Below are 23,937 nucleotides of genomic sequence, written 5' to 3'. Positions count from 1 at the left end.
CTCCTTCTTTCTTAATCCTCGTACTCTCCCCATTTAAACGATCCGTTTACGGCATCGACGGTTGGCCAGCCTTTGCTGGTATCGAGCTTGTAAACGAGAATGGGTGCATTCTTCTCTCCTGACCTCGGCCAGATATAGGTCAACTTGACCGGTACCTGTTTGGAAACAATATCTGCTGCCTGTTGGGCCGTTACAGATGGTTTGAACACAGGATATTTACGATCCTCTGCTGGAACTGATGCCACGAATTCAACAACTTTTCCCTTATTTGGATCAATTGCTACTCCGTAGGAATACTCCATGAGTGGTATCCCATTTTGTTTTTCGAGAAATAAAAAGCCATACTGCTCAACGGATTTCTTGTCCTCTTGTTTGATTTCCTCATACATCTCGACTTGCCACTCGGCTTTTTTAGCATAAGGCTCCAGGAACGTAATCGCCTTTTGCAAGGATTGCTCCTTTGTTAGGGGCACTGAGAGATTTTCGATATGTGCCCAATTTACGTATCCGCCGATATCGCCAGTCACTTCGTTCACCACAATAGATGCCCGATTATAATCGATAGTGTTCGACCAGTCATAAGTGATTTCACCCTGCTGTTCGTCTTTTCGATAGGTTGTATACAGCTTCTTGGTATCAACCCCGAACAAGTTCTCTAAAATTTGCTGATCCGTTGCGCCTTTTGCAATGAATGGCTTTCCTTGGGGTTTCAAAGAGATGTCCTTGATATCAGATGCATGGAGATTTCCATCCCCTTCGTCTGCTCCCCATTCCATTTCGATCTGCTTTCCCGTCAATGCATCAAATATTGGTGACATCCTCATGGTGTATTCAATACCGGGTTTCCCATCCATTCCTTCCCATACATAGCCATAACGAAGGCGTTCGGGCGTAAATATTTGCTTCTGGATCTCTTCTTTTGCCACAGCTTTTTTCGGATCAGCAACCTGTATCCCCGTCAAATCGAGCGGTTGAAAAGATAGGCTTAACAAATGCCCGCCTGAATCCATTTCCACATCGATACCAAAGCGCGTTTCGTCTATTTCCAGACCATTTAGCAGAATCGGAAAGTACACATTCGGGTATATAAACAACTCTTCTTCACCGTATACCGTTTTCGACAATTGAGGCGCATCTGTCATTTTTCGCTTCTTTTCTCCGAACAACTCTTTCACAGCTTTCTCAGCCTTTTGCACGATGGCTTCGTCTGTTACTTTTTCATTCTCTTCCCAAATGAATGGGGAAGCCTCGTAACCAAGTAATTCACCGCTATGGCGATCAAAAAGCAGATATGCACTCATTTCAGTATCGTCAGGATGGCTCATATACAAATCCACTTGATTTTCATCGTAATCAGAAATAACGACCTCTCGGAACGTCAGAGCTTTTAAGGCAGGCTCCAGCTTCTCCAGCGCAGCGACAATCTCTAGTGCACGAGCAGGCAGCTTGACTTGTTCTTTGGATGGGTTTTCAGCATTTTTCAAAATCAATTCCGGACTTGCAGCAAATGCTTGGGCACCCGTTCCCAGCAGCATGGTTGTCACTGCAAAAGCAGCCGTCGCACTTTTCCAATTTGGTGTCATGAACATTTCTCCTAATCAATTATGATGATAGCTATGCATTCTATCTTACTTTTTTCCCACTATTTAGCATAGATCCCCGCACAAAAAAACAGCACTTTCCCTTTACAGAGAAAGTGCTGTCATATGTTTTGCCCTACAAGCTGTTCAATACTTCCTGAATCAACTTGTTTACCATTCCAGGGTTTGCCTTACCTTTGGTTTGCTTCATGACTTGGCCTACAAAGAAAGCAGCTGCTTTTTCGTTTCCGGACTTGAAGTCTGCCACGGCTTGCGGGTTGGAATTGACCGCATCAACGACGATTTGACGCAGAGCGCCTTCATCACTGATTTGGACGAGTCCTTTTTCTTCGACGATCTGCTTCGGCTCTTTGCCGGTCTCGACCATCTCTTTGAAGACGGTTTTGGCGATTTTGGAGGAAATGGTTCCGTCCTCGATCAGCTTGATCATCTCACCCAAGCCTTTTGGTGTCATTTTTACATCAGCAAACACCAGGTTGTTGGCGTTGAGGTGTGCCAACAGGTCAACCATCAGCCAGTTTGCTACTGACTTCGGCTCTGCTCCTGTTTTCACAGTCTCATCAAAGAAATCAGCCGTCTCTTTGGAGATCGTAATGACTCCGGCATCATCCTTAGACAAGCCAAACTCGTTCACATAGCGAGCCTGACGAGCATCTGGCAGCTCTGGAATGGTTGCGCGAACCGCTTCAATCCACTCCTCGGAAATCTGCATGCGAACCAGATCCGGGTCTGGGAAGTAACGATAGTCGTGCGCTTCCTCTTTGGAACGCATCGTCAACGTCTTCTTGTTTGCTTCATCCCAACGGCGCGTTTCCTGAACGACCTTGCCACCGGAAGAAACTACCTCCGTTTGACGCTGCACCTCGTACTCCAAGCCCATTTGCACGTTGCGGAAGGAGTTCATGTTTTTCAACTCAGCCTTGGTTCCGAATTCTTCTTGACCATACGGGCGGATGGAAACGTTGGCATCGCAACGCAGGGAGCCTTGTTCCATGCGAACGTCAGATACTTCGGTGTACTGGATGATCGCTTTCAGCTTTTCCAGATACGCACGTGCTTCCTCCGGTGTGCGGATGTCCGGCTCGGAAACAATCTCGACGAGCGGTACCCCGACACGGTTGAAGTCTACCAGAGACTCTCCGCCAAAATCGCTGTGCGTCAGCTTGCCCGCATCCTCTTCCAAATGCAGACGAGTGATCCCAATGCGCTTCGTCTCACCGTTTACTTCGATGTCGATCCAGCCATTGTAGCCGATCGGTTGGTCAAACTGCGAGATTTGGTACGCTTTTGGCGAGTCTGGATAAAAGTAGTTCTTGCGGTCGAACTTGGTCTCGCGGGAAATCTCGCAGTTGAGGGCGAGCGCTGCTTTCATCGCGAACTCTACCGCTTGCTTGTTCGTTACAGGCAGTACACCTGGATGTCCCAAGCAGATCGGGCATGTATGTGTATTCGGCGGTGCACCAAATTCAGTCGGGCAGCCGCAAAAGATTTTACTGTTGGTCGATAGCTCGGCGTGAACCTCCAAGCCGATGACGGTTTCGTACTTGCTCATGCTCTTACCCCCTCACCCATTCCGGTTTGCGACCGTAGAAGCCTGCTGTTTGCTCATACGCATGGGCTACGCGCAATACGGTGGATTCGTCAAATGCACGACCTACGATCTGCAAACCGATCGGCAGACCGTTTTTGGAGAATCCGCACGGCACACTGATTGCTGGCAGACCAGCCAGGTTTACAGGAACGGTACAAATATCCTCCAGATACATTTTCACCGGATCATCTACGTTTTCGCCTACTTTGAAAGCCGTAGAAGGCGTGGTTGGATGCAGGATGACATCGTAGTCAGCAAAAATGTTGTTGAAGTCCTGGATGATCAAGGTACGCACCTGCTGCGCCTTTTTGTAGTAAGCATCGTAATAACCAGACGAGAGCGCGTAGGTTCCGAGCATGATGCGGCGCTTCACTTCTGGGCCAAAGCCTTGGCTGCGAGATTCCTTGTACAGCTCGATCAGGTTTGCCGCATTATCTGCACGCACACCATAGCGAACGCCGTCAAAACGAGCCAGGTTGGACGAAGCTTCAGACGAAGACAAGAGGTAGTAAGCTGGCACTGCATATTCTGTGTGCGGCATGGAAACCTCGCTCCATGTAGCACCCATGCTCTCCAACTGCTTCAATGCTGCCAGAACCGCATCGCGAACCTCAGGGTCAATCCCGTCTCCGATCAACTCTTTCGGTACCCCGATACGCAGTCCTTTTACATCTCCAGTCAATGCAGACAAGTAATCCGGTACGTCCACATTGGCAGAGGTAGAGTCGTATTCATCATGTCCCGCAATCGCTTGCAGCACATAGGCGGAATCCTCAACGTTTTTCGTCACAGGCCCGATTTGATCCAGCGAGGACGCGAAGGCAACCAGCCCGAAACGGGATACGCGTCCATACGTAGGCTTCAAGCCAACAACGCCACAAAAAGCAGCAGGCTGACGGATGGAACCGCCTGTATCAGAACCAAGGGTGAAATAAAAATGACGCGCAGCCATTGCCGCCGCTGAGCCACCGGAGGAGCCGCCCGGAACGTAGTCGGTGTTCCATGGGTTTTTCGCTGGGAAAAAGCCGGAATTTTCGTTGGAGCCGCCCATCGCAAACTCGTCCATGTTCAGCTTCGCGACGATGACTGCATCGGCTTCCTTCACCTTTTTGGAAACAGTCCCGTCATGGACAGGATCGTAGTTCGCCAAAAATTTGCTCGCGCAAGTCGTGCGAACGTCTTTTGTAACCAGGTTGTCCTTTAATCCGGCAGGCAAGCCGTAGAGAAGACCCAGCTCCTCATTTCCCTTGACCAGACGCTCGTCCAATTGGCGGGCATGAGCCAAGGCTCCCTCTTCATCTACATGCAGGACGGATTTGATTTCTTCGTCATGCTCCTTGATGCTAGCGATGGAAGCCTGCACCAGATCCGTTACCGAAATCTCTTTTGCGCGCAGCGCGCTATGTATCTCAGACAATCGCTTGTCAAACAGCGACACAGTGGGTTCCTCCCTTCTCGTTATCCAATAGGTTATTCGAATACAGCCGGTACTTTAAACTGCCCGTCTTCGTGATCTGGTGCGTTTTTCAGCACGTCTTCACGTGGCAGGGACGGTCTGTTTACGTCTTCGCGCATGACGTTTTTCACGTCTGTAGCATGACTGGTTGGCTCAATATTGGATGTATCGAGCTCATTGAGTTTGGCTGCAAAATCAAGAATCGCATTCAGGTCTTTTGTGTACCGCTCCGCTTCTTCCTCAGTGAGCTGCAAACGGGCCAAATTAGCTACATGTTCCACTTCTTTGCGAGTAATGGCACTCATTCTTTCCACCTCCGAATCGTATCACATAACTTTGATCTTACTTGAAAAGAGCAGGTTCAGTCAATTTTCACAAGGATTTCGACGGGGAAAACAAATAATGTTTTCGGTAAAAAAATATTGATCGATTATTAACCAGTAAAAACACTCTGTCCGGCTGTTGTGGTGGGGAGGAAACAGGAGAATACGCTCAGCTTCTAGGTCCACCCGCTGTGAGATTGACTGCCCGGCTCCATGAAAAAAAGCGAAACCCGCGTCCAAAGTCGTCCTTTCAGGGGGTGTCTCAGGGGTGGACGCTAAGGGCTTGTTTCTCTTTTTTTCATTGCGCCTCGGTCGGTGTCCCTAAGATCTTCGCTTATTTCTCCTGTTTCCTCTACGAGCTATCAGTTTGATTCGACTTTTTAATGCCGTAATAGATGGAAGAAAGTAATCAGTTACGACAGAGAAGAATATTTCCAGACGTAGCGACTTGTGGAGTCCTACCCAGCGCAGAAGGGATTAGCGGGAAGTAGAAACGCAACGTGCCCGAGCTACGAAGCGGCTACCACTTTTGCGTTTCCCCGCTAAGCCCTTCGGAGCGGACAGTCTCAACCCTCAACGGGACGGAGCCTGGAGCCTAGACTGGAAATATTCTTCTCCCCACCGCAACCACATCCATTAGAAGACTAAGAAAAAACAAGTCCAAGGCATTTGCCCTGGACCGTGATCTCTTCAGTCGTTCGTTATTCCGCCTTCTTTGTCGCGAGCGCCTGCCCCATCAAGAGAGACTTCCCTTTTTCAACGCCTGTTGCCCATTCGAGCTCGTTGGACTCCAACAGCAAAATGACGGTCGAACCAAATTCGAACCAGCCCAGCTCCGAGCCTTTTTCATAACGAGGTGTCCCAGCAATCTTCTCGTGGGTTTGTCGACCGTGCTTGATATTCGTCGTCGCTGTGTTGTAGCAGACCTTCACGCTGCCTACAAACAAGGCTCCTACTTTAACCAAAGCCATATCGCCCAGGCTATCTGTTTTGATGTGAGTTACCAAGCGTTCATTCCGAGCAAACAAACGGTCTACATTTTCAATCCCGAGCTTGTTGACGGGATAGAGTCTGCCTGGCATATAGCAGTAACTGCTCAAATCGCCTGTTACTGGCATATGAATCCGGTGGTAGTCCCTTGGACTCAAATAAATGGTGATAAATTTACCACCATAATAACGCTTGGCCTCTTCCTCCGAACCGCCCAACAACTCACTTACACTGAAATCTTTTCCCTTTGCTTGAATCAAGGTGCCCTCGCAAATATCACCCAACTGCGAAACAGTTCCATCCACCGGGCTCACGATAGTGTCTGGCCCAGGTGCAATCGGTCTCGCTGCGGGCTTCAGGCGTCGGGAAAAGAACTCCTTCAGCGTGCGGTATTCTGACGCTGGCTTTTCTATGATCGACGTATCAATTTGATAGTGCTTTATGTATCGTTGAATGGCTAATCGACTAAAGGGAGTAGCGGTAATTTTGCCCATAGTCCGGGACATCGCGTTTTGTGGCAAGCGATGGATGAGACCTGGGAGCAGCTTTTTGCCCATAAGAAATGCTCCTTCGTAAAACAACAATACCCTTACTTTACCACTTCTGCTAACAGCCAGTAAACCCCGCACTATTACCAGAGGTTCATCATTTTCTTCGACAGTCTTGCTATACTATAATCATTCTAAGAAGCCACTTATCAGGAGATATCGGTTATGGTGAAGAAACTCGATATTACTACACTTATCAGTCAGCATGGTGATATCCTAACCAGTCTATTCGATCATATGTCGGACATGTTCTTTCTCATGGCTGTCGAACAAGATGTGGACGGGGAGTATCAGTTTCGCTATGTATTGATGAATCCATCGGCGATGCACGTCGCCCAATTGAGCGAGGAAGCATACGGAAAAAAGTTTGAGGACGTCTATCCTCATGAAAAAGCCAGCTTATTACAGCACATGTACACACAAGCAGTAAAAAGCGGGAGTCCGATCCATTTTACTGCGAATGGTGACATCATTGGCGAATCCATTCTATCTCCTGTCTACGATAGCCATGGCGTATGCACGCATGTCTTTTCCATTACCCGCGATGTTACCGAACGAACAAACCTGGAGTCACAGCTAGCCTACATGGCGTATCATGATGTGCTCACGGGATTGCCAAACAGGCGGCTCCTCTCCGAAAAACTCCAGCAAGCTCTACGTGCTGCCCAATCAAAAGAGGAAATAGTCGCTGCCCTCTATCTGGACTGTGACCGCTTTAAAGAAATCAACGACACATGGGGTCATGACACAGGCGATCTGTTTTTGCAAATGCTGGCTACTCGCCTCAAGTCATCTGTTCGGGATGGAGATATCGTCGCACGTCTGGGTGGAGATGAGTTTGTCATCGTCCTGACCGGCATTCACTCCGAACGTCAGGTTGAAAAAATTGCGAGCCGTATCCTGCTTGCAACGCAAGAGCCATGGATGATCGAGGACCGGACCATACCGTTTTCGACAAGCATAGGCATTGCCCTCTATCCGGCATCTGCAAGCGAAGCCGAACAACTGCTGAGCAATGCAGACAAAGCACTTTATCAGGCCAAAAAGACAGGGCGGAATCGTTTCTCTTTCTTTAACCCTATTTGATTATTGGCTGTAAAACAAAAACACGGCCAAGACGGAAAACAGCAAGCTCACCACATACAGAATGATAACCGTCTGCTTCGTAGACAACCCCCGGGACATGAGCCGATGATGAACATGTCGGCGATCCGCTTGGTACATGGGGGAACCCGCCAAAAGCCGACTGATGATGACCTGTACAGTGTCTATGACGGGCAAGCCTACTGCCAGTACCGTCACGACTAATGAAATGATTGTAGCCCCTTTCATCGTTCCTTCCAATGAGATCACGCCGAGAGCGAATCCCAAAAACATCGAACCTGCATCACCCATAAAAATTTTCGCCGGATAAAAATTAAAGCGTAGAAAAGCGAGTGCAGCACCTGCCAGTGCAACTGCCAATAATGCCGTTAATTCTTGACCTTTGAGCATCGACAAAAAGAACAAGGTCACTGCTGAGATTGCGGTAGCACCGGCAGCAAGCCCGTCGACTCCATCCAAAAAATTCACCATATTGATCAAACCGACGATCCACAGCACGGTCATCAGCAGGGAAACAAGGATTGGAAATGACATATACGTCCCATCCTCTCCCCCCAGCCACATCAAATTGATTCCCCGAAAGCGAATATCCATGAGAAAGGTCATCATCGCGACCAGTAACTGCACCATCAGCTTCGGCAGTGCCGGAAATTCTTTTTTTTGCGACTTAAACGTATCGTCTACCCATCCAATGGCCACTAACACGGCCCCTCCAACTGCCAAAACTGCAACGGATTTTTGCGCCCCTGCAAAAAAAGTTGACACTAACAAGAGACCGACGAACATCGCCAAACCACCAGATAATGGGATCGGCCTGCTATGTCCCTTTCTCCCCTTTGGCATATCCAGCAGCTTTGTTTTCCAAGCCAGCCAATTTGCTACTGGCATCAACAAATACACAACAAAAAACGAGGAGAGTCCTGACACGATATAAGTAAACAGCTACCCTCACCTGCTTTGCCCTTCATTTTGTCTTTAGTGTGGACAAAATAGAAACAAAAAAGCCGCCTCTGTAAAAGAGGCAGCCTTTTTTATTGCGTAGCTTACAGTTTTTCGGATACCATTTTTGCTTGTGTGAAGAGCAGGAGGTAGTCTGGTCCACCCGCTTTGGAGTCTGTACCGGACATGTTGAAGCCTCCGAATGGATGTACACCCACCAAAGCGCCTGTGCACTTGCGGTTGAAGTACAGGTTACCTACGTGGAACTCTTCGCGAGCGCGCTCCAGGTTCTCACGGTTGCGGCTGATGACAGCGCCAGTCAAGCCGTACTCAGTGTTGTTCGCGATTTCCATTGCATGATCAAAATCGTTGGCTTTGCAGAACGCTACCACTGGGCCAAAGATCTCTTCTTGCATGATGCGAGCTTGTGGATCTACATCTGCAAATACAGTTGGCATGATGAAGTAGCCGGATTCTGGACCTTTTTCGCCACCTGCAACCAGTTTGCCTTCTGTTTTACCAATCTCGATGTACTCGAGGATTTTGTTGTATGCTTTCTCGTCAACCACAGGACCTGTGTAGAAATCGTTGGTTCTGATGTCGCCCACAGTCAGTTGTTTTGTCAGTTCTACTACGCGGCCCAGTACTTGGTCGTACACGTCTTGGTGAACGATTGCACGGGAGCAAGCAGAACATTTTTGACCGGAGAAGCCAAAAGCAGAAGCCACGATGGACTGTGCAGCCAACTCGATATCGCAGTCGTTGTCTACAACGATGGAGTCTTTACCGCCCATTTCAGCAACCAGACGCTTCATCCATTTTTGACCTGGACGATGTTTCGCAGCCAGTTCGTTGATGCGCAGACCTACGTCACGGGAACCTGTGAAGCTGATGAAACGAGTCAGGTTGTGCTCTACGAGGTAATCCCCGATTTGGCTACCGGAACCTGGTACGAAGTTTACAACACCAGCTGGTACGCCAGCGTCTTCGAGAATCTCCATGAATTTCGCAGCGATTACTGGAGTGGTAGAAGCAGGCTTCAACACAACGGTGTTACCCGCTACAAGAGCTGCTGTCGTCATACCAACCATGATCGCAAGAGGGAAGTTCCAAGGTGGGATAACGATACCTACACCAAGTGGAACGTAGTACAATTCGTTGTCCTCATCAGGGATACGAGGCAGATCATGGCGCTGGGACAGCTTATCCATTTGACGGCCATAGTATTCCATGAAGTCGATTGCTTCTGCTGTGTCAGCGTCAGCTTCTGCCCAGCTTTTTCCTGCTTCTTTTACAAGCCAAGCAGAGAACTCATGCTTACGGCGACGCAGGATTGCTGCTGCTTTATACAGATAGCGGGAACGTGCTTGTGCAGGAACCTTTTTCCATGTTTCGAATGTGCTAGCAGCTGTTTGGATCGCTTTTTCAGCCAGTGCTTGGTCAGCCTGGGAAACAACGCCCACTACTTGTTCTTTATTAGAAGGGTTGAAGGAGTTGGATTTCTTCTCAGTTGTGATGCGTTCTCCGCCGATGATAAGCGGATACTCACGGCCAAGCTCACTTTCTACCTTAGCGAGCGCTTCTTCAAATGCCTTTTTATTTTCTGGCAGACTAAAATTGGTAAACGCCTCGTTTTTGAATTCCACTTGCATCTGTGACGCCTCCTTATCGATATCTTCCATGTTCGGATCACTCATAAAACATATGCAAGGATCATACCAACAAAACCATTAAAGGCTCGACTCTATTAGTGTTTGCATTTTTGCAGAAAAATCACCGACAAGATTCAAGAAGTATCCCGAACACTTTTGTACACACACCGTTCAACATTTCACACATTTGTTCAATTCACTTTCTTTTGTGTACAAAAAAACACCCGATCTCCTCACCTTCTTAGGTGATCATTCGGGTGTTTTATGCTTTTCCTTATTGTCTGTAAATATGCATATACGGCTCTCCACTTGTCGGCCGAATGTAGAGCGACAATGGTTTATTCATCGACTGGACGTACAGGTTGACGTGAACGCTTTTGTCGAAGAGCTGATTAATGCTTCCTGCTGCAAATTGCGTAAACTGCAAAACCTCTGTTCTGGAGTCATACTCTGCCGTGGCTGTAATCGTAATTTCCGTGAGCTTGCCGTCCATGAAACGTCCCAGACCAGTCATCCCGATATATTCAGGGAAATAACCCTTGGATTGGCGCATCAGCTTGTCGTACTGCAACGACTGCTCTGGGTATTTCTGCTCGACCTCTGGACTCGGGAACAGGAAATATTCCTCATCGATCGGCAGCCACTTGGATATCGTTGCTTCATTCGCCCCTACTGTTCCTGACATGATGAAGTGCCCCGGCACCAGAGTAGAATTCGCCTCCGGTACTTGATACATCAAAACCAGGATCGGAACTTCCGGACTAGTTGCACGTACAGACTGCACGATACGAGCTGCAAGCTGTTGACCTTTTGCTTGCAGTTCTTGTGTCGTGTACACCTTGTCCTGACCGGTTGCATCCTGATAGTTTGGCGAAAGCGACAAGCCTAACACCATGCCAGCCAGGCTCTTATCCTTCTTGCTCAGGTAATCATGCTCCAATACGTGCACGAGAATTCCGTTTTTCTTTTTCCCGTTGGCCCCAGCCGTCTTTTCCTGTGCGATCCACTGGGTAACTTGCTCTTTTTTGACCACTTGACCTTCTTGGAAATAATAATCGGACGTCGGGTATGTCTCCCGAGCAAACTCCATCAAGCCTAATTCAAGGTGACTGAAATCGACGCGATATTTCGTATCAGCAAGCATTCCTCGTGTCTGGTTTGGCTGGTACGGGGTAATGCTGCCGTAGTAATCCTCGGATACTTCCACTACCTCCGACAAGGACGGTGTAGTAGGCTCAGGAGCTTTGTCCTTGCCCCCAGGTATCAACGAGCAGCCAGTCAATGCCATCACAAGAAGTACAGCTGTCAAGAACCTGCATCCTGTCAAAAACTTCACTTTCATAGATTACTCCTTTTCGTATCCAAAGGTGGGCGATGTACAAATCATTCGTTCCACTTGACCCATCGATTGTCTTCGAGCTTGTAGATCAATGCCGATTCGCCAATTCCCACCCATTTTGTATCCTCGCCACCTGAAGCAATGACAATCAGCTTTTCCGGTGAGCGAGCATCAAGCAAACGCCATTCGCCCTTGATTTTCTCGTAGATACCTTTTTCGGTTGCGACAGCCAGAGTGCCAGTTCGTCTGTTAATGGCTAGCGAATAGATCTGCTGTGCTCCGGGAATCTCCTCTGTCTTCCACTGCCCCTCTTCATTATAGAGCAAGCTGAATTGGGCCGCTACATAGAGTCGGTCTTGTTCGGGATCAAAGTCCATGGCAAATACTTCCTGATCCATCGGCTGCCACAAACTCCATGATTGGGCCCCGTCCCTCGACTGATAGATGCCTTCACCCGAGACAAAGGCAAACAGACGCACTTCGTCTCCTTGGCGATTCCCTACAAAGCTGCTGATATTCGCTGGCTCTGGCAACCCCTTGTTGACAGAAGTCCACTTTTTACCACCATCTGTTGAATGAAGAACCCCATCAATCCCGCCGACAAATATTTGCTTCGGATCATCCGGGTCCACAAACCAACCTTCGATCGCATACTGCTCTAAATCTGTCGAGAGAGATCCCCACGTTCCACCGCCAGCTGAGCTATACAACCCAGCATTCGTACCAACCCATATTTGACGAGCATCATCGGTCATCATCAGATTGTGAATGGTTGCTCCCAATTCCAATACGTCCTGATAGGTCAAGTTCCCTTGTAGAGCAGCAGCTGTGACTGTTGGAGGAGTCGTATTGATTTGTTTACCACTGCCAGTACTGCTGTTACTTCCACAGCCAACCAATTGCAGCATGGCTATTACACCGATTCCCCATTTCAGGAAGCTATTCATGCTCTTCACGTCCCTTCCCTTACTCATCCGTTGTCGCCACCGTTTTTTTAGGCGTTGCTCTCCAATACTTGCAGGAAGCCTGCTTCGTCCATTACAGCCACGCCTAGTTTTTCTGCCTTCTCCAGCTTGGAGCCGGCTTTTTCACCTGCAATCACCAGGTCTGTCTTTTTGCTGACGCTGCCTGTTACCTTGCCACCCAAGCGCGCAATCGCTTCCTCTGCCTCCTGCCGCGACATTTGCGTCAAGGTGCCGGTCAAAACGATTGTTTTGCCTGAGAATGGGAGGTCTTCGCCACTCTCAATGCGGATTCCTTTGTACTCCATGTTTACTCCGGCCGCTCGCAGTCTCTCAATAACTGCCTGCGCCTGCGGCTGTGCGAAGTAGTTCACGAGACTCGCAGCCATTTTCGGCCCGATCTCATCGATTTGCGTAATCTCTTCTTCGGATGCCTGCATAATGGCATCGATATTGCCAAAATGCTCCGCGAGAACACGTGCCGCCTTGGCTCCAACCAAGCGAATGCCCAGACCGAACAATACGCGCTCCAGCGAGTTCTCCTTGCTTGCTTCAATCGCCGCAAGCAAATTATCTACGGACTTTTCACCCATGCGCTCCATGCCCAGCAAAGCATCGCGCTGCTGATGCAAATAATACAGGTCAGCGACACTGTGGATAATACCGTCGCGATACAGCTGGGCCACGACCTTTTCTCCCAAGCCGTCAATGTTCATGGCCGTCCGGGACACGAAATGAATCATGCCTTCACGGATCAGTGCCGGACACATTGGATTGATGCAGCGCAGAGCCACTTCTTCCTCCAAGCGTACCAGCTCGCTCCCGCATTCTGGACAATGCGTTGGCATGGCAAACGGTACTTCATTTCCAGTACGACGCTCTGGCAAGACTGCGATAATCTCCGGGATAATGTCCCCCGCTTTTTTGACGACAACATGATCGCCGATAAGGAGGCCTTTTTCCCGAATGATGTCTTCGTTGTGCAAGGAAGCGCGCTTCACGGTTGTACCTGCCAAACTGACTGGCTTCAATAAAGCAGTCGGGGTGACATTCCCTGTACGCCCCACAGATACTTCAATACCTTCGAGAATCGTAACCGCTTCTTCGGCAGGGAACTTGTATGCGATGGCCCAACGTGGACTTTTCGCAGTAAAACCAAGCTCCTCCTGCTGAGCGTAACTGTCGACCTTGATCACCATGCCGTCGATTTCATAAGGCAAATGAGGACGCTTCTCTGTCCAACTGGCAATAAAAGCGAGCAGTTCATCGACGTCGTCAAATACACGTCGCTCCTGATTCACCATGAAACCTAGCGTCTCCAGCAAATCAAGCCCTTCACTGTGCGATTCCACTGTCTCCCCTTGCAAATCGCCAATGCCGTAAATAAACGTATCCAGTTGACGGGATGCGGCAATTTTCGGATCGAGCTGTCGGAGCGAGCCTGCTGCGGAATTGCGCGGATTGGCAAATAACGCTTCTCCTCGCTCCTCGCGCTCTTTATTCAGCTTTTCAAATGCTCCCTTGGACATGTAAGCCTCACCGCGAACCTCAAGGGTTAACGGCTTCGTCAATCGCAAAGGAATGGAACGAATCGTTTTCAGGTTTTGTGTGATGTCTTCGCCTGTTGTTCCGTCTCCACGTGTAGCCCCGCGGACGAACAGCCCATTTTCATAATGAAGCGACACGGCCAGACCATCAATTTTCAGTTCAGCTACATATCGGACAGCCTGACTGCCAACGGCCTGACGAACCCGGCGGTCAAAGTCCCTGATGTCCTCCTCATTAAAGGCGTTGCCGAGACTGAGCATTGGTGTCTTATGAACGACCTTTTCAAAGAAGGGCAGCGGCTCTCCCCCTACACGCAAGGAAGGGGAATCAGGTGACTGCAAATCAGGGAAGCTGGTTTCAAGCTCCTTTAGCTCCCGCATCAATTGATCGTATTCCTGGTCAGAAATCTCAGGTCGATCCTCTTCATGGTAAAGACGATTATGCCGCTCAATTCGTTTCGCTAATTCTTTAATTTTTGTTTCCGCCGTCAATCGATCCATTTCGTTCATCCTTTACTTTTGCGATTGGCCTGTATTTGCATTTGCATATTATCCTTTTTGAATAGGAGCGAACTTCGCTAACAGCTTTTTAATGCCAGTCGGGCTTGGGAAAGCAATGTCGAGCTCCATGTCGTCGCCCGTTCCTTTTACTTTGACGACCGTACCGTTGCCCCATTTGCCATGCGCCACTCTGTCGCCAACCTTCCAATCAACGCCTGCTCCTTGACCGTGTCCAGGCAGTTTTTCACCCGCCGGACGAGTAAATGTAGCAGGTGTACTGCTTGCGGTTCGCTGACCCATGCCAAATTTCGGAGCAGAGCCTGCTTGTGAGGAGGACGCTCCAAACGGTCTCGCTCCCGCATCACGTCCGAATGCACTGCCATCACGCTGTCCAAATGCACTGCTGCGTCCACCACCGAAGCCTCTGTCCGCTGTCGCTGGATTTCCTTCCAACAGCTCAGCCGGAATTTCTTGCAGGAAGCGAGACGGCGCATTCACATTGGTCCGTCCAAACAGCGTCCGCATACGGGCACATGTCATGTACAGGCGTTCCTCCGCCCGTGTAATTCCCACGTAAGCCAGACGGCGCTCTTCCTCCATTTCGGCATCGTCAAACAAAGAGCGGCTATGCGGGAAGACACCTTCCTCGCAACCTACCAGGAACACCACAGGGAACTCCAGCCCTTTGGCGCTGTGCAAGGTCATTAATACAACCTGTCCCTCTGCCGATACTTCCTCCTGGGCACCATCATCTCCCAAGGAATCGATGTCTGCTACCAGCGCGAGGTCGGTCAGGAACGCAAGCAAGCTCTTGTCTTCATTTTTGCGCTCGAACTCCTGGGTTACAGACAGGAACTCCTCGATATTCTCCAGACGAGCCTGTGCTTCCAGCGTCTTTTCTTCTTTTAATGAATCGCGGTATCCAGAGCGCTTCAGCACTTCTTCCACCAGCTCAGTCACACTCAAGTAATCGGTCATTTGCATCAGATTCGAGATGAGATCATTAAAGGAAAGAATTGCATTCGTGGTGCGTGAAGGCAGCCCCATGTAAGCCGTCTCCTGAATCGCTTGGAAAAGGGACTGACCATTTGCGTTCGCATACGCTTGTAGCTTGTCTACCGTCGTATCCCCGATATTACGCTTCGGTACGTTGATAATGCGCTGCAAGCTGATATCGTCATCCGGATTGGAGATGAGACGCAAATAAGCCAAGATGTCCTTGATCTCTTTGCGATCGTAGAACTTGGTTCCGCCGACGATGGTGTACGGCATATTCGACTTGATGAAAACTTCCTCGACCACACGAGACTGTGCATTCGTCCGATACAAGACTGCGAACTTGTCGTAGCGCTTATACTGTGCCATCTGCTTGCGAATCGTATCGACAATAAAATACGCCTCGTCGTGCTCGGAATCACCCTGGAAGCACATGATCTTGTCGCCGCCTGGATTCTCTGTCCAGAGCTTCTTCTCCTTGCGCAGCTTGTTGTTGGCAATGACCTGGTTTGCCGCCTGCAAAATCGTTTTGGTGGAGCGATAGTTTTGCTCGAGCTTGATGAGCTTGGCTTCGGGATAGTCTTTTTCAAAGTTTAAAATGATCGAGATATCTGCACCGCGCCATTTATAAATACTTTGGTCAGCATCCCCCACGCAGCATACATTTCGATACTTGTCAGCCAGCATGGAAATCAAAAGGTATTGCGCGCGGTTTGTATCCTGATACTCGTCAACGTGTATATAACGGAATTTCTTTTGATAAAACTCCAATACTTCCGGCACTTCTTTAAACAGACGAACTGTCGTCATGATCAGATCATCGAAGTCCAGCGACTGGTTATTTCTCAGCTTTTTCTGATAAGCCGTGTAAACCTTTGCTGCCACTTGTGCAAATGGATCGCCCGCTAGACGCGTATAGGTTTCTGGATCGGTCAGTTCGTTTTTCGCTCCGCTGATCGCAGCTAAAATCGAACGCGGCTCATACTGCTTCGGATCGATGTTCAATTCTTTTAAACATTGCTTGACGACAGACAACTGGTCACCCGCATCTAAAATGGAAAAGCTGCGATTGATCCCCAGTCGGTCGATATCCCTGCGCAAAATCCGCACACACAAGGAGTGAAACGTTGACAGCCATGCATCCTGCGCTGCCGCTCCGCCAATAATTGCCGCCACACGGTTTTGCATCTCCCGCGCTGCTTTGTTGGTGAAGGTGATCGCCAAAATGCTCCAAGGCGCTACCTGTTTGGCACTGATCAGGTATGCAATACGCTGAGTCAATACCTTGGTCTTGCCACTACCCGCACCGGCCAAAATCAAGACGGGGCCTTCTGTTGTAAGGACTGCTTCCCGCTGCTCAGGGTTCAGGCCTGCTGTGATACGATCTGCATAAGACATATGTATAAATCCACCTTTCCACGTTCCCTAGACGAAAGCATATGTTCCTATTTTCGCACAGATCGCAGTGGAGTTCCAGTTCGTATCCCGAACAGGAAACATCATCCTTTGGGCAGCAATGGCTCATACATCAAATAAGCCCGATTCTCCGTCAGCCATTCCTGTTCCAACCATTCTCCTTCCAGCGTGTAAACATCCCGATACAATTCATTTTTCCGTTCATACCCTCCCCAAATCGAAGGATAGATCTCATGTTCTTTCTCGAAAATGACATACGTCCGTGTCGGTGGCATGTCTGAACGCCATTCGCCTGCCAAATGTGTATCGGTCAGGTAGACATGCAGTTGAAAGGGCTGTTGCGTCCGGTTGGCGATTTGCAAATCCAGATAATTATAGAAACAAGTGGCTCCACTTCCAAAAGGCTGTGTCCGATTCGAATCGGGAAAAACATCGTAGCTATGACGATGCCGTTCCGTGACTGTCAAGGGCGTATGCAAGGCCATCCAGTACAGTAGATTCGAGATCTGACAAAGCCCTCCGCCAACTCCGGCCGTGACTCGTCCCTGCGATAGCAGCATACCCTCTACATAGCCTTTGCTACGGGTCGGCTTGCCAATCTGCTTCCAATACGAAAAGGTTTCCCCGGGATGGATGATCAATCCGTTCAATCGTTCAATTGCCAGCCGCAAATTGATCACTTTGTTGTGCTGCATCCACATTTCCACGTTCTGCAATGGGCGTAACAAAATCGTTTGATGAGAATAATGGACATAACGGAACCATTCGCTTCTTTTCTCATGAGCGAACCTCGTTCGACCAAATGTCCATTGTACATATCTTTTCCAACGAAAAAAGGTCATGCCTGCTGCCAGACGCCACTTCCCCCGTGCGATCGGTTTCATTGTGCACCCCGACTTCCTGATTATTACAATAGACGCAGGAATTCAGGATGAAGTTGCGGTCGAATACGGGAGATCCGCTCACTTCTTACACTTTTGTAAGCGAGACGTAAGCAAATGCCATTTCTCCTCCATCCCCGGATGAGCTAGGATAGGAAAAGTGCGCGATCGGACGGCGAACAACGAGAGAAGGAAGTGATGGGATTGAGCGAAAACGCACCTACCATGAACCAACGAATTGATACATTAGATACCGTACGGGGCTTTGCCTTAATGGGCATTCTCCTCGTCAACATTGTGGCATTGCTGTATGCGCAAACACCTGAGATCGGAAGTGTGGACCACTGGCTGTTCCAGTTTTTCAATTTCTTTGTGGAATCTCGCTTCTTCGTGATCTTTTCCTTCTTGTTTGGCGTAGGCTTCTATATTTTCATCAGTCGGGCAAAAGAAAAAGGGGCCAATAGCACTGTTTTGTTCATTCGGCGTCTGATTGCGCTCCTCGCTCTTGGCTTTGTGCATAAAATGTTTCACCCTGGTGAAGCACTTTTCATCTACGCTATCTTCGGCTTCATCTTACTGCCCTTTTATCGATTGAAGGCGCGAACCAATCTGATCATCAGCCTTATTCTGTCTATCGCTGTCTGCGCTATTGGCTTCAAAGCGCTTTTGGTGCTTCCCTTGTTTATTTTGGGACTTGCTGTCGGGCAGTACGGAGTCTTTCAGGACATTCCGAGATTTATGCCTGTGATTAAAAAAGTGCAGGGCGTGACCCTCGTCCTTTCGTTAATCGGCTTGTTTATCCAATACCGACTGACTCCGACTGATCTAGCAATGAGTGGGGCTAATCTGGTTGTAGACGATACCGTGTCAGAAGAAGCCCTCCAGCAGTTGATGAACTACACGATTGCCTTGACCTCTACTGGTCTTGTCATGGCTGCCTTTTACACGACGACCTTGATTCGGCTGCTGCAAAATAAAACCGTCCAGACCGTCCTCTCTCCGTTGACCAGCTACGGTCGCATGGCTTTGACAAACTACGTCGGACAAACCGTATTGATCCTTGTGGGAGGCTATTTGTTCGATTGGTTTGGCAATCTCGGCTACCTGCAAACGACATTGATCTGCCTTGGTATCTACGTGGTGCAAATGGTATCAAGCGTACTCTGGCTATCTGCCTTCCGCATGGGGCCACTGGAGTGGGTATGGCGATTATTTACGTATATGAAAATCACACCGTTGCGAAAATAAACAAGCAAAGACCCCAGAAAAGCTGCCTTGGTTGACAGCCGACTGGGGTCTCTATTATTTTTTCGCCAAGTATTTACGAATGTCAAAAGCAACGGCTGCCACAATGATGAGTCCTTTGATGATGAGCTGCCAATACGGGCTGACTCCGATAAACGTAAGACCATAGTTGATGACACCAAAAATAAGGACACCCGCAAGCACACCTGGAACGGTACCAATTCCGCCAGACGTCGATACTCCCCCTACCACACAGGCTGCAATAGCATCCAGCTCATACATGTTGCCGTAATTGTTCGTCGCGCCACCTGTCCGGGCTGCCTCCAGAACACCACCGAGTCCATACAGGGCACCAGCAATGGCATAAATGATCATGAGGTTGAAAGCAACGTTGATCCCGGAAACAGTTGCGGCCTGCATGTTGCCCCCGATGGCGTACATGTTTTTACCAAGCCGTGTTTTGTTGAAGATCACCCAGACGATGAACGCAACCATGATCGCAATGATGACGATATACGGAATCGAATACGGGCCACTCGGGCCGATGTACCCTGTCCCAAGCTGATTGAAGTCACTCCGCAGTCCGGCTATTGGCTGCGATTGATTGGGCTCCATATCAAAATAGATAGAGTTGAACCCGTATACAATGACCATCATGCCCAGCGTGGCGATAAAAGGGGGCACACTAAAGCGGGACACAATGATGCCGTTGATCAGGCCAACCAGCAAACCCGAAGCAATTGCAATGATAATAGGGATAAGCAACGGCAAATCGGGTAAATCGGGGAAAAATCTCCGCGGATAGTCTTGAGTTTGCAGCATCGAGGCGGAGATGACAGCCGTCAATCCGACCACTCGCCCCGCGGAAAGATCCGTTCCGCCCGTAATAAGAACAAACGCAGCACCCAAAGCAATAATGGCGCGAGTTGAGGATTGGATCAAAATATCCCGAAGCGTTGTAATGGAAAGAAAATTGGGATCGTAAATCGCTATTCCCGCTATTAACAAAACCAGAACGATATAGATGGCGTTTTGCGTAACAAAGCCATGCACCTGTTTAGCAGACAACTGAGACATATTCGTTCCCCTCCTTTCTCATGCAAGATGCTTGGTAGCCAGCCGCATGATTTCTTCTTCCGTTGCCGCTGTACCTGACAAAAAACCGGAGAGCTTACCCTCGCACATAACCATGATCCGATCTGACATGCCAAGCAACTCCGGCATTTCCGAGGAAATCATGATGATGCCTTTTCCCTGGCTCGCCAGCTCCGCGATGATGGTGTAGATTTCGTATTTGGCGCCGACATCGACCCCACGCGTAGGTTCGTCCAGCAATAAAATATCCGGATCAGTCAAAAGCCACCGCGCCAAGAGAACCTTTTGCTGATTGCCTCCTGACAGGTTTTTGATCAGTGCTTTCATCGAAGGAGTCTTGACGCGGAGCATCTCGATGCTTCGGCTGACATCTGCTCTTCGCTTGCGCTCATTGAGGAGCAGAAAAGGTGTTTGATAACTGGCCAAATTCGCAATGACCGTATTTTCCAGAATCGATAAGACAGGAATGATGCCGGTGACTCTCCGCTCCTCCGTCAAGAGCGCCATTTTGTACTTTTTCGCATCCATCGGTGATTTGATCCGTACCTCCTGATCGTTGATCGACACTTTTCCTGCTGACACTGCCCGCAGTCCAAACAATGCCTCAATCAGCTCTGTTCGTTGTGCACCCACGAGTCCGCCTATGCCCAAAATTTCGCCTTTGCGCAATTCAAACGACACATGCTGAAAGGACTGCGAAAATGGGGAGGTCAGTCCCTCTACCTTCAAAATGGGTTCCCCTGGTGTATTGGATCGACTTGGGAAACGCTGAGTCAGGTCCCGTCCGACCATCTTGGAGATGATCAGGTCTGTCGTCAGCTCAACTGCCCGCCATGTTCCAATGAGCTTGCCATCACGCATAATCGTCACGTCATCCGCGATCCGTAAAATTTCTTCCATCTTGTGTGAAATATAGATGATGGCGACGCCTCTGCTCTTCAGTTCGCGGATGATCGCAAATAGCTGCTCCACCTCGTTTCCTGTCAGTGAAGACGTCGGCTCGTCCATAATAATCACTTTGGATTGGTAGGAGACAGCTTTGGCAATTTCAAGCGACTGTACCTTGGATACAGACAAGTCACGGACAACAGCGTGCGGATTTAGGTCCATTCCCAAATCAGCAAACAGCTTCTCCGTATCTGAAAGCATTTTTTTCTCATCCACGAACGGAAAAGGACCGATTCTTTTGACCGGAAAACGTCCCAGCCATATGTTTTCCATGACATTGCGAAAGGGCACCGGATGCAGCTCTTGATGAATCATGGAGATGCCATGTGCCAGCGCGTCCTTTGAGCTGCTCATCGTCACCTGCTCCTGGTTTAAGACGATTTCTCCCGCATCTGGCCGATAAATTCCGAAGAGACACTTCATCAGGGTCGATTTGCCCGCTCCATTCTCTCCCATCAGTGCATGGACTGTTCCGGGACGGACTTTTAGCGTGACATCATCGAGTGCCTTGACCCCTGGAAATTCTTTATGAATGTGGTTCATTTCCAACAAAAACCCCTGCTGGCCCATGTGAATGCCCTCCTTCTTGCAAAATCATCCCCATCACCGAAACAGGAGAGTCGGATTCGTCTCTTCACCGACTCTCCTGCTTTTTATTTCGCCTCGTTCATGTTCTCCTTGGTGATTTTTTTGTAGGGCACCCACACGTACTTGCCGTCCGTAATGTCGAAGCCTGTGGAGTCTTTCGTAGGCGTTTCACCCTTCGCCAAAGACGCTGCGATGCTAAGAGTGGCTCTTCCTTGGTTATTCGCATCGTTGAGGACCGTTCCGAGCAAGGTACCCGCCTCGAGCTCCTTTAGAGCGGGCGCTGTGGCATCCACGCCAACAACGGGCATGTACTTGCCATTCGCAAAATAGCCGGATGCCTTCAGCGCTTCGATTGCCCCCAGTGCCATATCGTCGTTGTTGGCAAGAACAGCTTCGATCTTGTCACCGGAAGCTGCGAGGAAGGCTGCCATCTTTTCCTGTCCTTTTACACGATCCCACATGGCCGTATCTTCCGCGACCTTCTCTACTTTAATCCCTGCATCTTCAATTGCCTTCACCGAAAACTTCGTCCGCAGCTCAGCATCCTGATGCCCCGGCTCGCCTTTTAACATGACGTATTGGAGGACACCATCCTTGTTTTTATCTGCTTCAGGATTGGCCTTCCAGTAATCGACGATCAGCTGCCCAGAGATCGTGCCGGATTCCTCCGCTTTCGCTCCCACGTAGTAGACCTTATCCCACTTCTGCATATCCTCTGGCATCGGCTCACGGTTGAAGAAGACGACAGGAATATTGGCTTGCTTCGCTTTGTCGATAAGGACGCCAGCAGCTGTGCGATCCACCGGATTGATGGCGAGGGCATTTACCTTTTTGTTAATGAACAAATCCACTTTGTCATTTTGCGTAGGCTGGGCATTTTGGCTGTCTACAATGTCTACTTCCGCTTTGCCCTCTGCGGCTTTCGAAATCGCATTGCGCACTCCTGTCATGAACGTATCATCGAACTTATAGATCGCGACTCCGACTTTGGGATTCCCCGCAGGAGCCGTCCCTCCCCCCGACGCTGCCGGCTGCGAACCGCCCGATTGTGAGCATCCAACCACTGAAAGTGTAACAACGGCTACCATTGTAGTGGCAATCAGCTTTCTCATTCGATAATCCCCCTTTATCCCCTATGTTTACATCTGATATATACCAAATGTAAGCGTTTTCCTGAATGTGTTCCATCGAAAATCCTGCGCATTTTTATCAAAATTCTCATCTGTTTTTCGGTGGTCTATTTAACGAAGGGGAAGAGGAGCTTTTGATTCTCCGACCAGAACATATTCTCCCGATCGATTACTTTTGTTCCGGTGTCGACCAGACTGGGTACTGCTTCTCCGTTGCTCGCTTCGACCGCGTACTTGACCCCGAGATATCCCATCGATAGCGGCTTCTGGATGATTGTCGCGGAAATGATTCCTTCCTGCAAATACTCCAGCACTTCCGGCGGACTGTCGATAGCGACTATTTTGACTTTGTCCCCTAGTCCACTGCTTTCCATTTCCTCGGCCACACCGATCGCTGTACTGGAATCGAGTGCAATCACTCCTTTCAACTGCGGATGTTTGCGGAACAGTTCGCGCGTCCACTCACCAATCTGCTTTTTATCCGAGGGAACAGTTTCGTTGGCAACCAATTCAATCTCTATTTCCCGTGGGAGCAAGTCGAGGACGCCCTGTTCTCTTTGCTTGGCATTTGCCTTTGATCTATCTGTGCCGAGCAATGCGATTTGTCCTTTCTTTTCAATCAAGAACACCATTTTTTCGAATGCCTTCATGCCCATGTCGTAATTATCCGTCCCAATGTAGCTTTTCACTGCTGAATCTTTTCCAACTGTGTCGAGCACAAGGATCGGGATGGCCCGCTCCCTTGTCAGCTTGATGGCTTTACGCAAAACTTGCTCGTCGCTAGGTGCCACCACGATTGTCTCGGAGCCATCTGCGATTGCCTGCTGCACCAGCTCCAATTGCCTCTGGGCATCCTCCTCGTAGTCCGGCGCGTAGAAATTCAGGTTGCGCTCATATTCCTTGGCAGCCATCTCCGCCCCGAGCTTGACCGTTCGCCAATAATCGCCATGCTTCATACGGACGATCAACGCCACTGTCTTTTTCTTGTCTACTTCCCCATTCGTTAGCGGGGCACTACACGAGTAAAAAAGCGTCACCGCTGCCAAAACGACCAGTCCGTATACGCTCAATCGTTTCACCACTGC

18 protein-coding genes are annotated in these 23,937 nt (G+C 49.3%); 2 read left to right on the top strand and 16 right to left on the bottom strand.

Translation table 11 applies throughout. The features are described 5' to 3' along the window. Positions 1-11: 11 nt before the first annotated feature. From FO446_RS03910 to asd, 5 genes are all read right to left on the bottom strand, one after another. Positions 12-1,583 carry a YcdB/YcdC domain-containing protein gene (locus FO446_RS03910; protein WP_237899956.1) on the bottom strand — a complete coding sequence of 524 codons (1,572 nt, stop codon included), beginning with the start codon at positions 1,581-1,583 and terminating at the stop codon, positions 12-14. Positions 1,584-1,716: 133 nt separating this feature from the next. Next, positions 1,717-3,153 carry an Asp-tRNA(Asn)/Glu-tRNA(Gln) amidotransferase subunit GatB gene (gatB, locus tag FO446_RS03905; protein ID WP_016741203.1) on the bottom strand — a complete coding sequence of 479 codons (1,437 nt, stop codon included), beginning with the start codon at positions 3,151-3,153 and terminating at the stop codon, positions 1,717-1,719. Positions 3,154-3,157: 4 nt separating this feature from the next. Beyond that, entirely contained in the window at positions 3,158-4,630 is a 1,473-nt protein-coding gene (gene gatA, locus FO446_RS03900; RefSeq protein WP_237899954.1) for an Asp-tRNA(Asn)/Glu-tRNA(Gln) amidotransferase subunit GatA, read from the bottom strand. A 32-nt stretch (positions 4,631-4,662) separates the two neighbouring features. After that, on the bottom strand, positions 4,663-4,953 hold the full coding sequence (gene gatC / locus FO446_RS03895) for an Asp-tRNA(Asn)/Glu-tRNA(Gln) amidotransferase subunit GatC (RefSeq protein WP_007717539.1): 291 nt from the start codon (positions 4,951-4,953) through the stop codon (positions 4,663-4,665). 719 nt (positions 4,954-5,672) lie between these two features. Further along, positions 5,673-6,518: an archaetidylserine decarboxylase gene (gene asd, locus FO446_RS03890; protein WP_173610612.1), complete on the bottom strand. Its 846-nt coding sequence runs from the start codon at positions 6,516-6,518 to the stop codon at positions 5,673-5,675. A 156-nt stretch (positions 6,519-6,674) separates the two neighbouring features. Between asd and FO446_RS03885 the strand changes: the two genes are divergently transcribed. Continuing rightward, on the top strand, positions 6,675-7,595 hold the full coding sequence (locus FO446_RS03885; protein WP_237899952.1) for a diguanylate cyclase domain-containing protein: 921 nt from the start codon (positions 6,675-6,677) through the stop codon (positions 7,593-7,595). Here the strand turns inward: FO446_RS03885 and FO446_RS03880 are convergent, their stop codons facing one another. The 7 genes from FO446_RS03880 to FO446_RS03850 all read right to left on the bottom strand — a co-directional run bounded on the left by FO446_RS03880 (position 7,596) and on the right by FO446_RS03850 (position 17,849). Continuing rightward, positions 7,596-8,501 (bottom strand): MraY family glycosyltransferase, encoded by a 906-nt coding sequence (locus FO446_RS03880; RefSeq protein WP_237899950.1) that lies wholly within the window; start codon positions 8,499-8,501, stop codon positions 7,596-7,598. A gap of 155 nt (positions 8,502-8,656) precedes the next feature. Next, entirely contained in the window at positions 8,657-10,204 is a 1,548-nt protein-coding gene (gene pruA / locus FO446_RS03875; RefSeq protein WP_047072228.1) for an L-glutamate gamma-semialdehyde dehydrogenase, read from the bottom strand. A gap of 274 nt (positions 10,205-10,478) precedes the next feature. After that, positions 10,479-11,546, bottom strand: coding sequence for a CamS family sex pheromone protein (locus FO446_RS03870; RefSeq protein ID WP_237899949.1), 1,068 nt, complete (start codon positions 11,544-11,546; stop codon positions 10,479-10,481). Between the two features lie 41 nt (positions 11,547-11,587). Then, positions 11,588-12,517, bottom strand: a complete 930-nt coding sequence (locus FO446_RS03865; protein WP_237899947.1) for a WD40/YVTN/BNR-like repeat-containing protein — start codon at positions 12,515-12,517, stop codon at positions 11,588-11,590. A gap of 20 nt (positions 12,518-12,537) precedes the next feature. Further along, positions 12,538-14,553: an NAD-dependent DNA ligase LigA gene (ligA, locus tag FO446_RS03860; RefSeq protein WP_237899944.1), complete on the bottom strand. Its 2,016-nt coding sequence runs from the start codon at positions 14,551-14,553 to the stop codon at positions 12,538-12,540. Positions 14,554-14,601: 48 nt separating this feature from the next. After that, positions 14,602-16,947, bottom strand: coding sequence for a DNA helicase PcrA (gene pcrA, locus FO446_RS03855; RefSeq protein ID WP_221866825.1), 2,346 nt, complete (start codon positions 16,945-16,947; stop codon positions 14,602-14,604). Between the two features lie 101 nt (positions 16,948-17,048). Then, positions 17,049-17,849, bottom strand: coding sequence for a VanW family protein (locus FO446_RS03850; protein ID WP_173610618.1), 801 nt, complete (start codon positions 17,847-17,849; stop codon positions 17,049-17,051). Between the two features lie 195 nt (positions 17,850-18,044). Between FO446_RS03850 and FO446_RS03845 the strand changes: the two genes are divergently transcribed. Next, positions 18,045-19,094 carry a DUF418 domain-containing protein gene (locus FO446_RS03845; RefSeq protein ID WP_237899942.1) on the top strand — a complete coding sequence of 350 codons (1,050 nt, stop codon included), beginning with the start codon at positions 18,045-18,047 and terminating at the stop codon, positions 19,092-19,094. Between the two features lie 54 nt (positions 19,095-19,148). Here the strand turns inward: FO446_RS03845 and mglC are convergent, their stop codons facing one another. The 4 genes from mglC to FO446_RS03825 form a co-directional block, all read right to left on the bottom strand. After that, a complete protein-coding gene (mglC, locus tag FO446_RS03840; protein ID WP_232773979.1) occupies positions 19,149-20,168 on the bottom strand; it encodes a galactose/methyl galactoside ABC transporter permease MglC in 1,020 nt (339 codons plus the stop codon). 18 nt (positions 20,169-20,186) lie between these two features. Further along, positions 20,187-21,704 (bottom strand): sugar ABC transporter ATP-binding protein, encoded by a 1,518-nt coding sequence (locus FO446_RS03835; protein WP_237899941.1) that lies wholly within the window; start codon positions 21,702-21,704, stop codon positions 20,187-20,189. A gap of 83 nt (positions 21,705-21,787) precedes the next feature. Beyond that, positions 21,788-22,834, bottom strand: a complete 1,047-nt coding sequence (locus FO446_RS03830; RefSeq protein ID WP_221866821.1) for a galactose ABC transporter substrate-binding protein — start codon at positions 22,832-22,834, stop codon at positions 21,788-21,790. Positions 22,835-22,959: 125 nt separating this feature from the next. Next, positions 22,960-23,931 (bottom strand): substrate-binding domain-containing protein, encoded by a 972-nt coding sequence (locus tag FO446_RS03825; RefSeq protein WP_237899940.1) that lies wholly within the window; start codon positions 23,929-23,931, stop codon positions 22,960-22,962. Positions 23,932-23,937: the final 6 nt, after the last annotated feature.

The organism is Brevibacillus brevis (assembly GCF_022026395.1).
Classification (GTDB): domain Bacteria; phylum Bacillota; class Bacilli; order Brevibacillales; family Brevibacillaceae; genus Brevibacillus.
The sequence above is the reverse complement of the archived record's forward strand: the minus strand, read 5'-3'. Positions and strand labels throughout refer to the sequence as shown.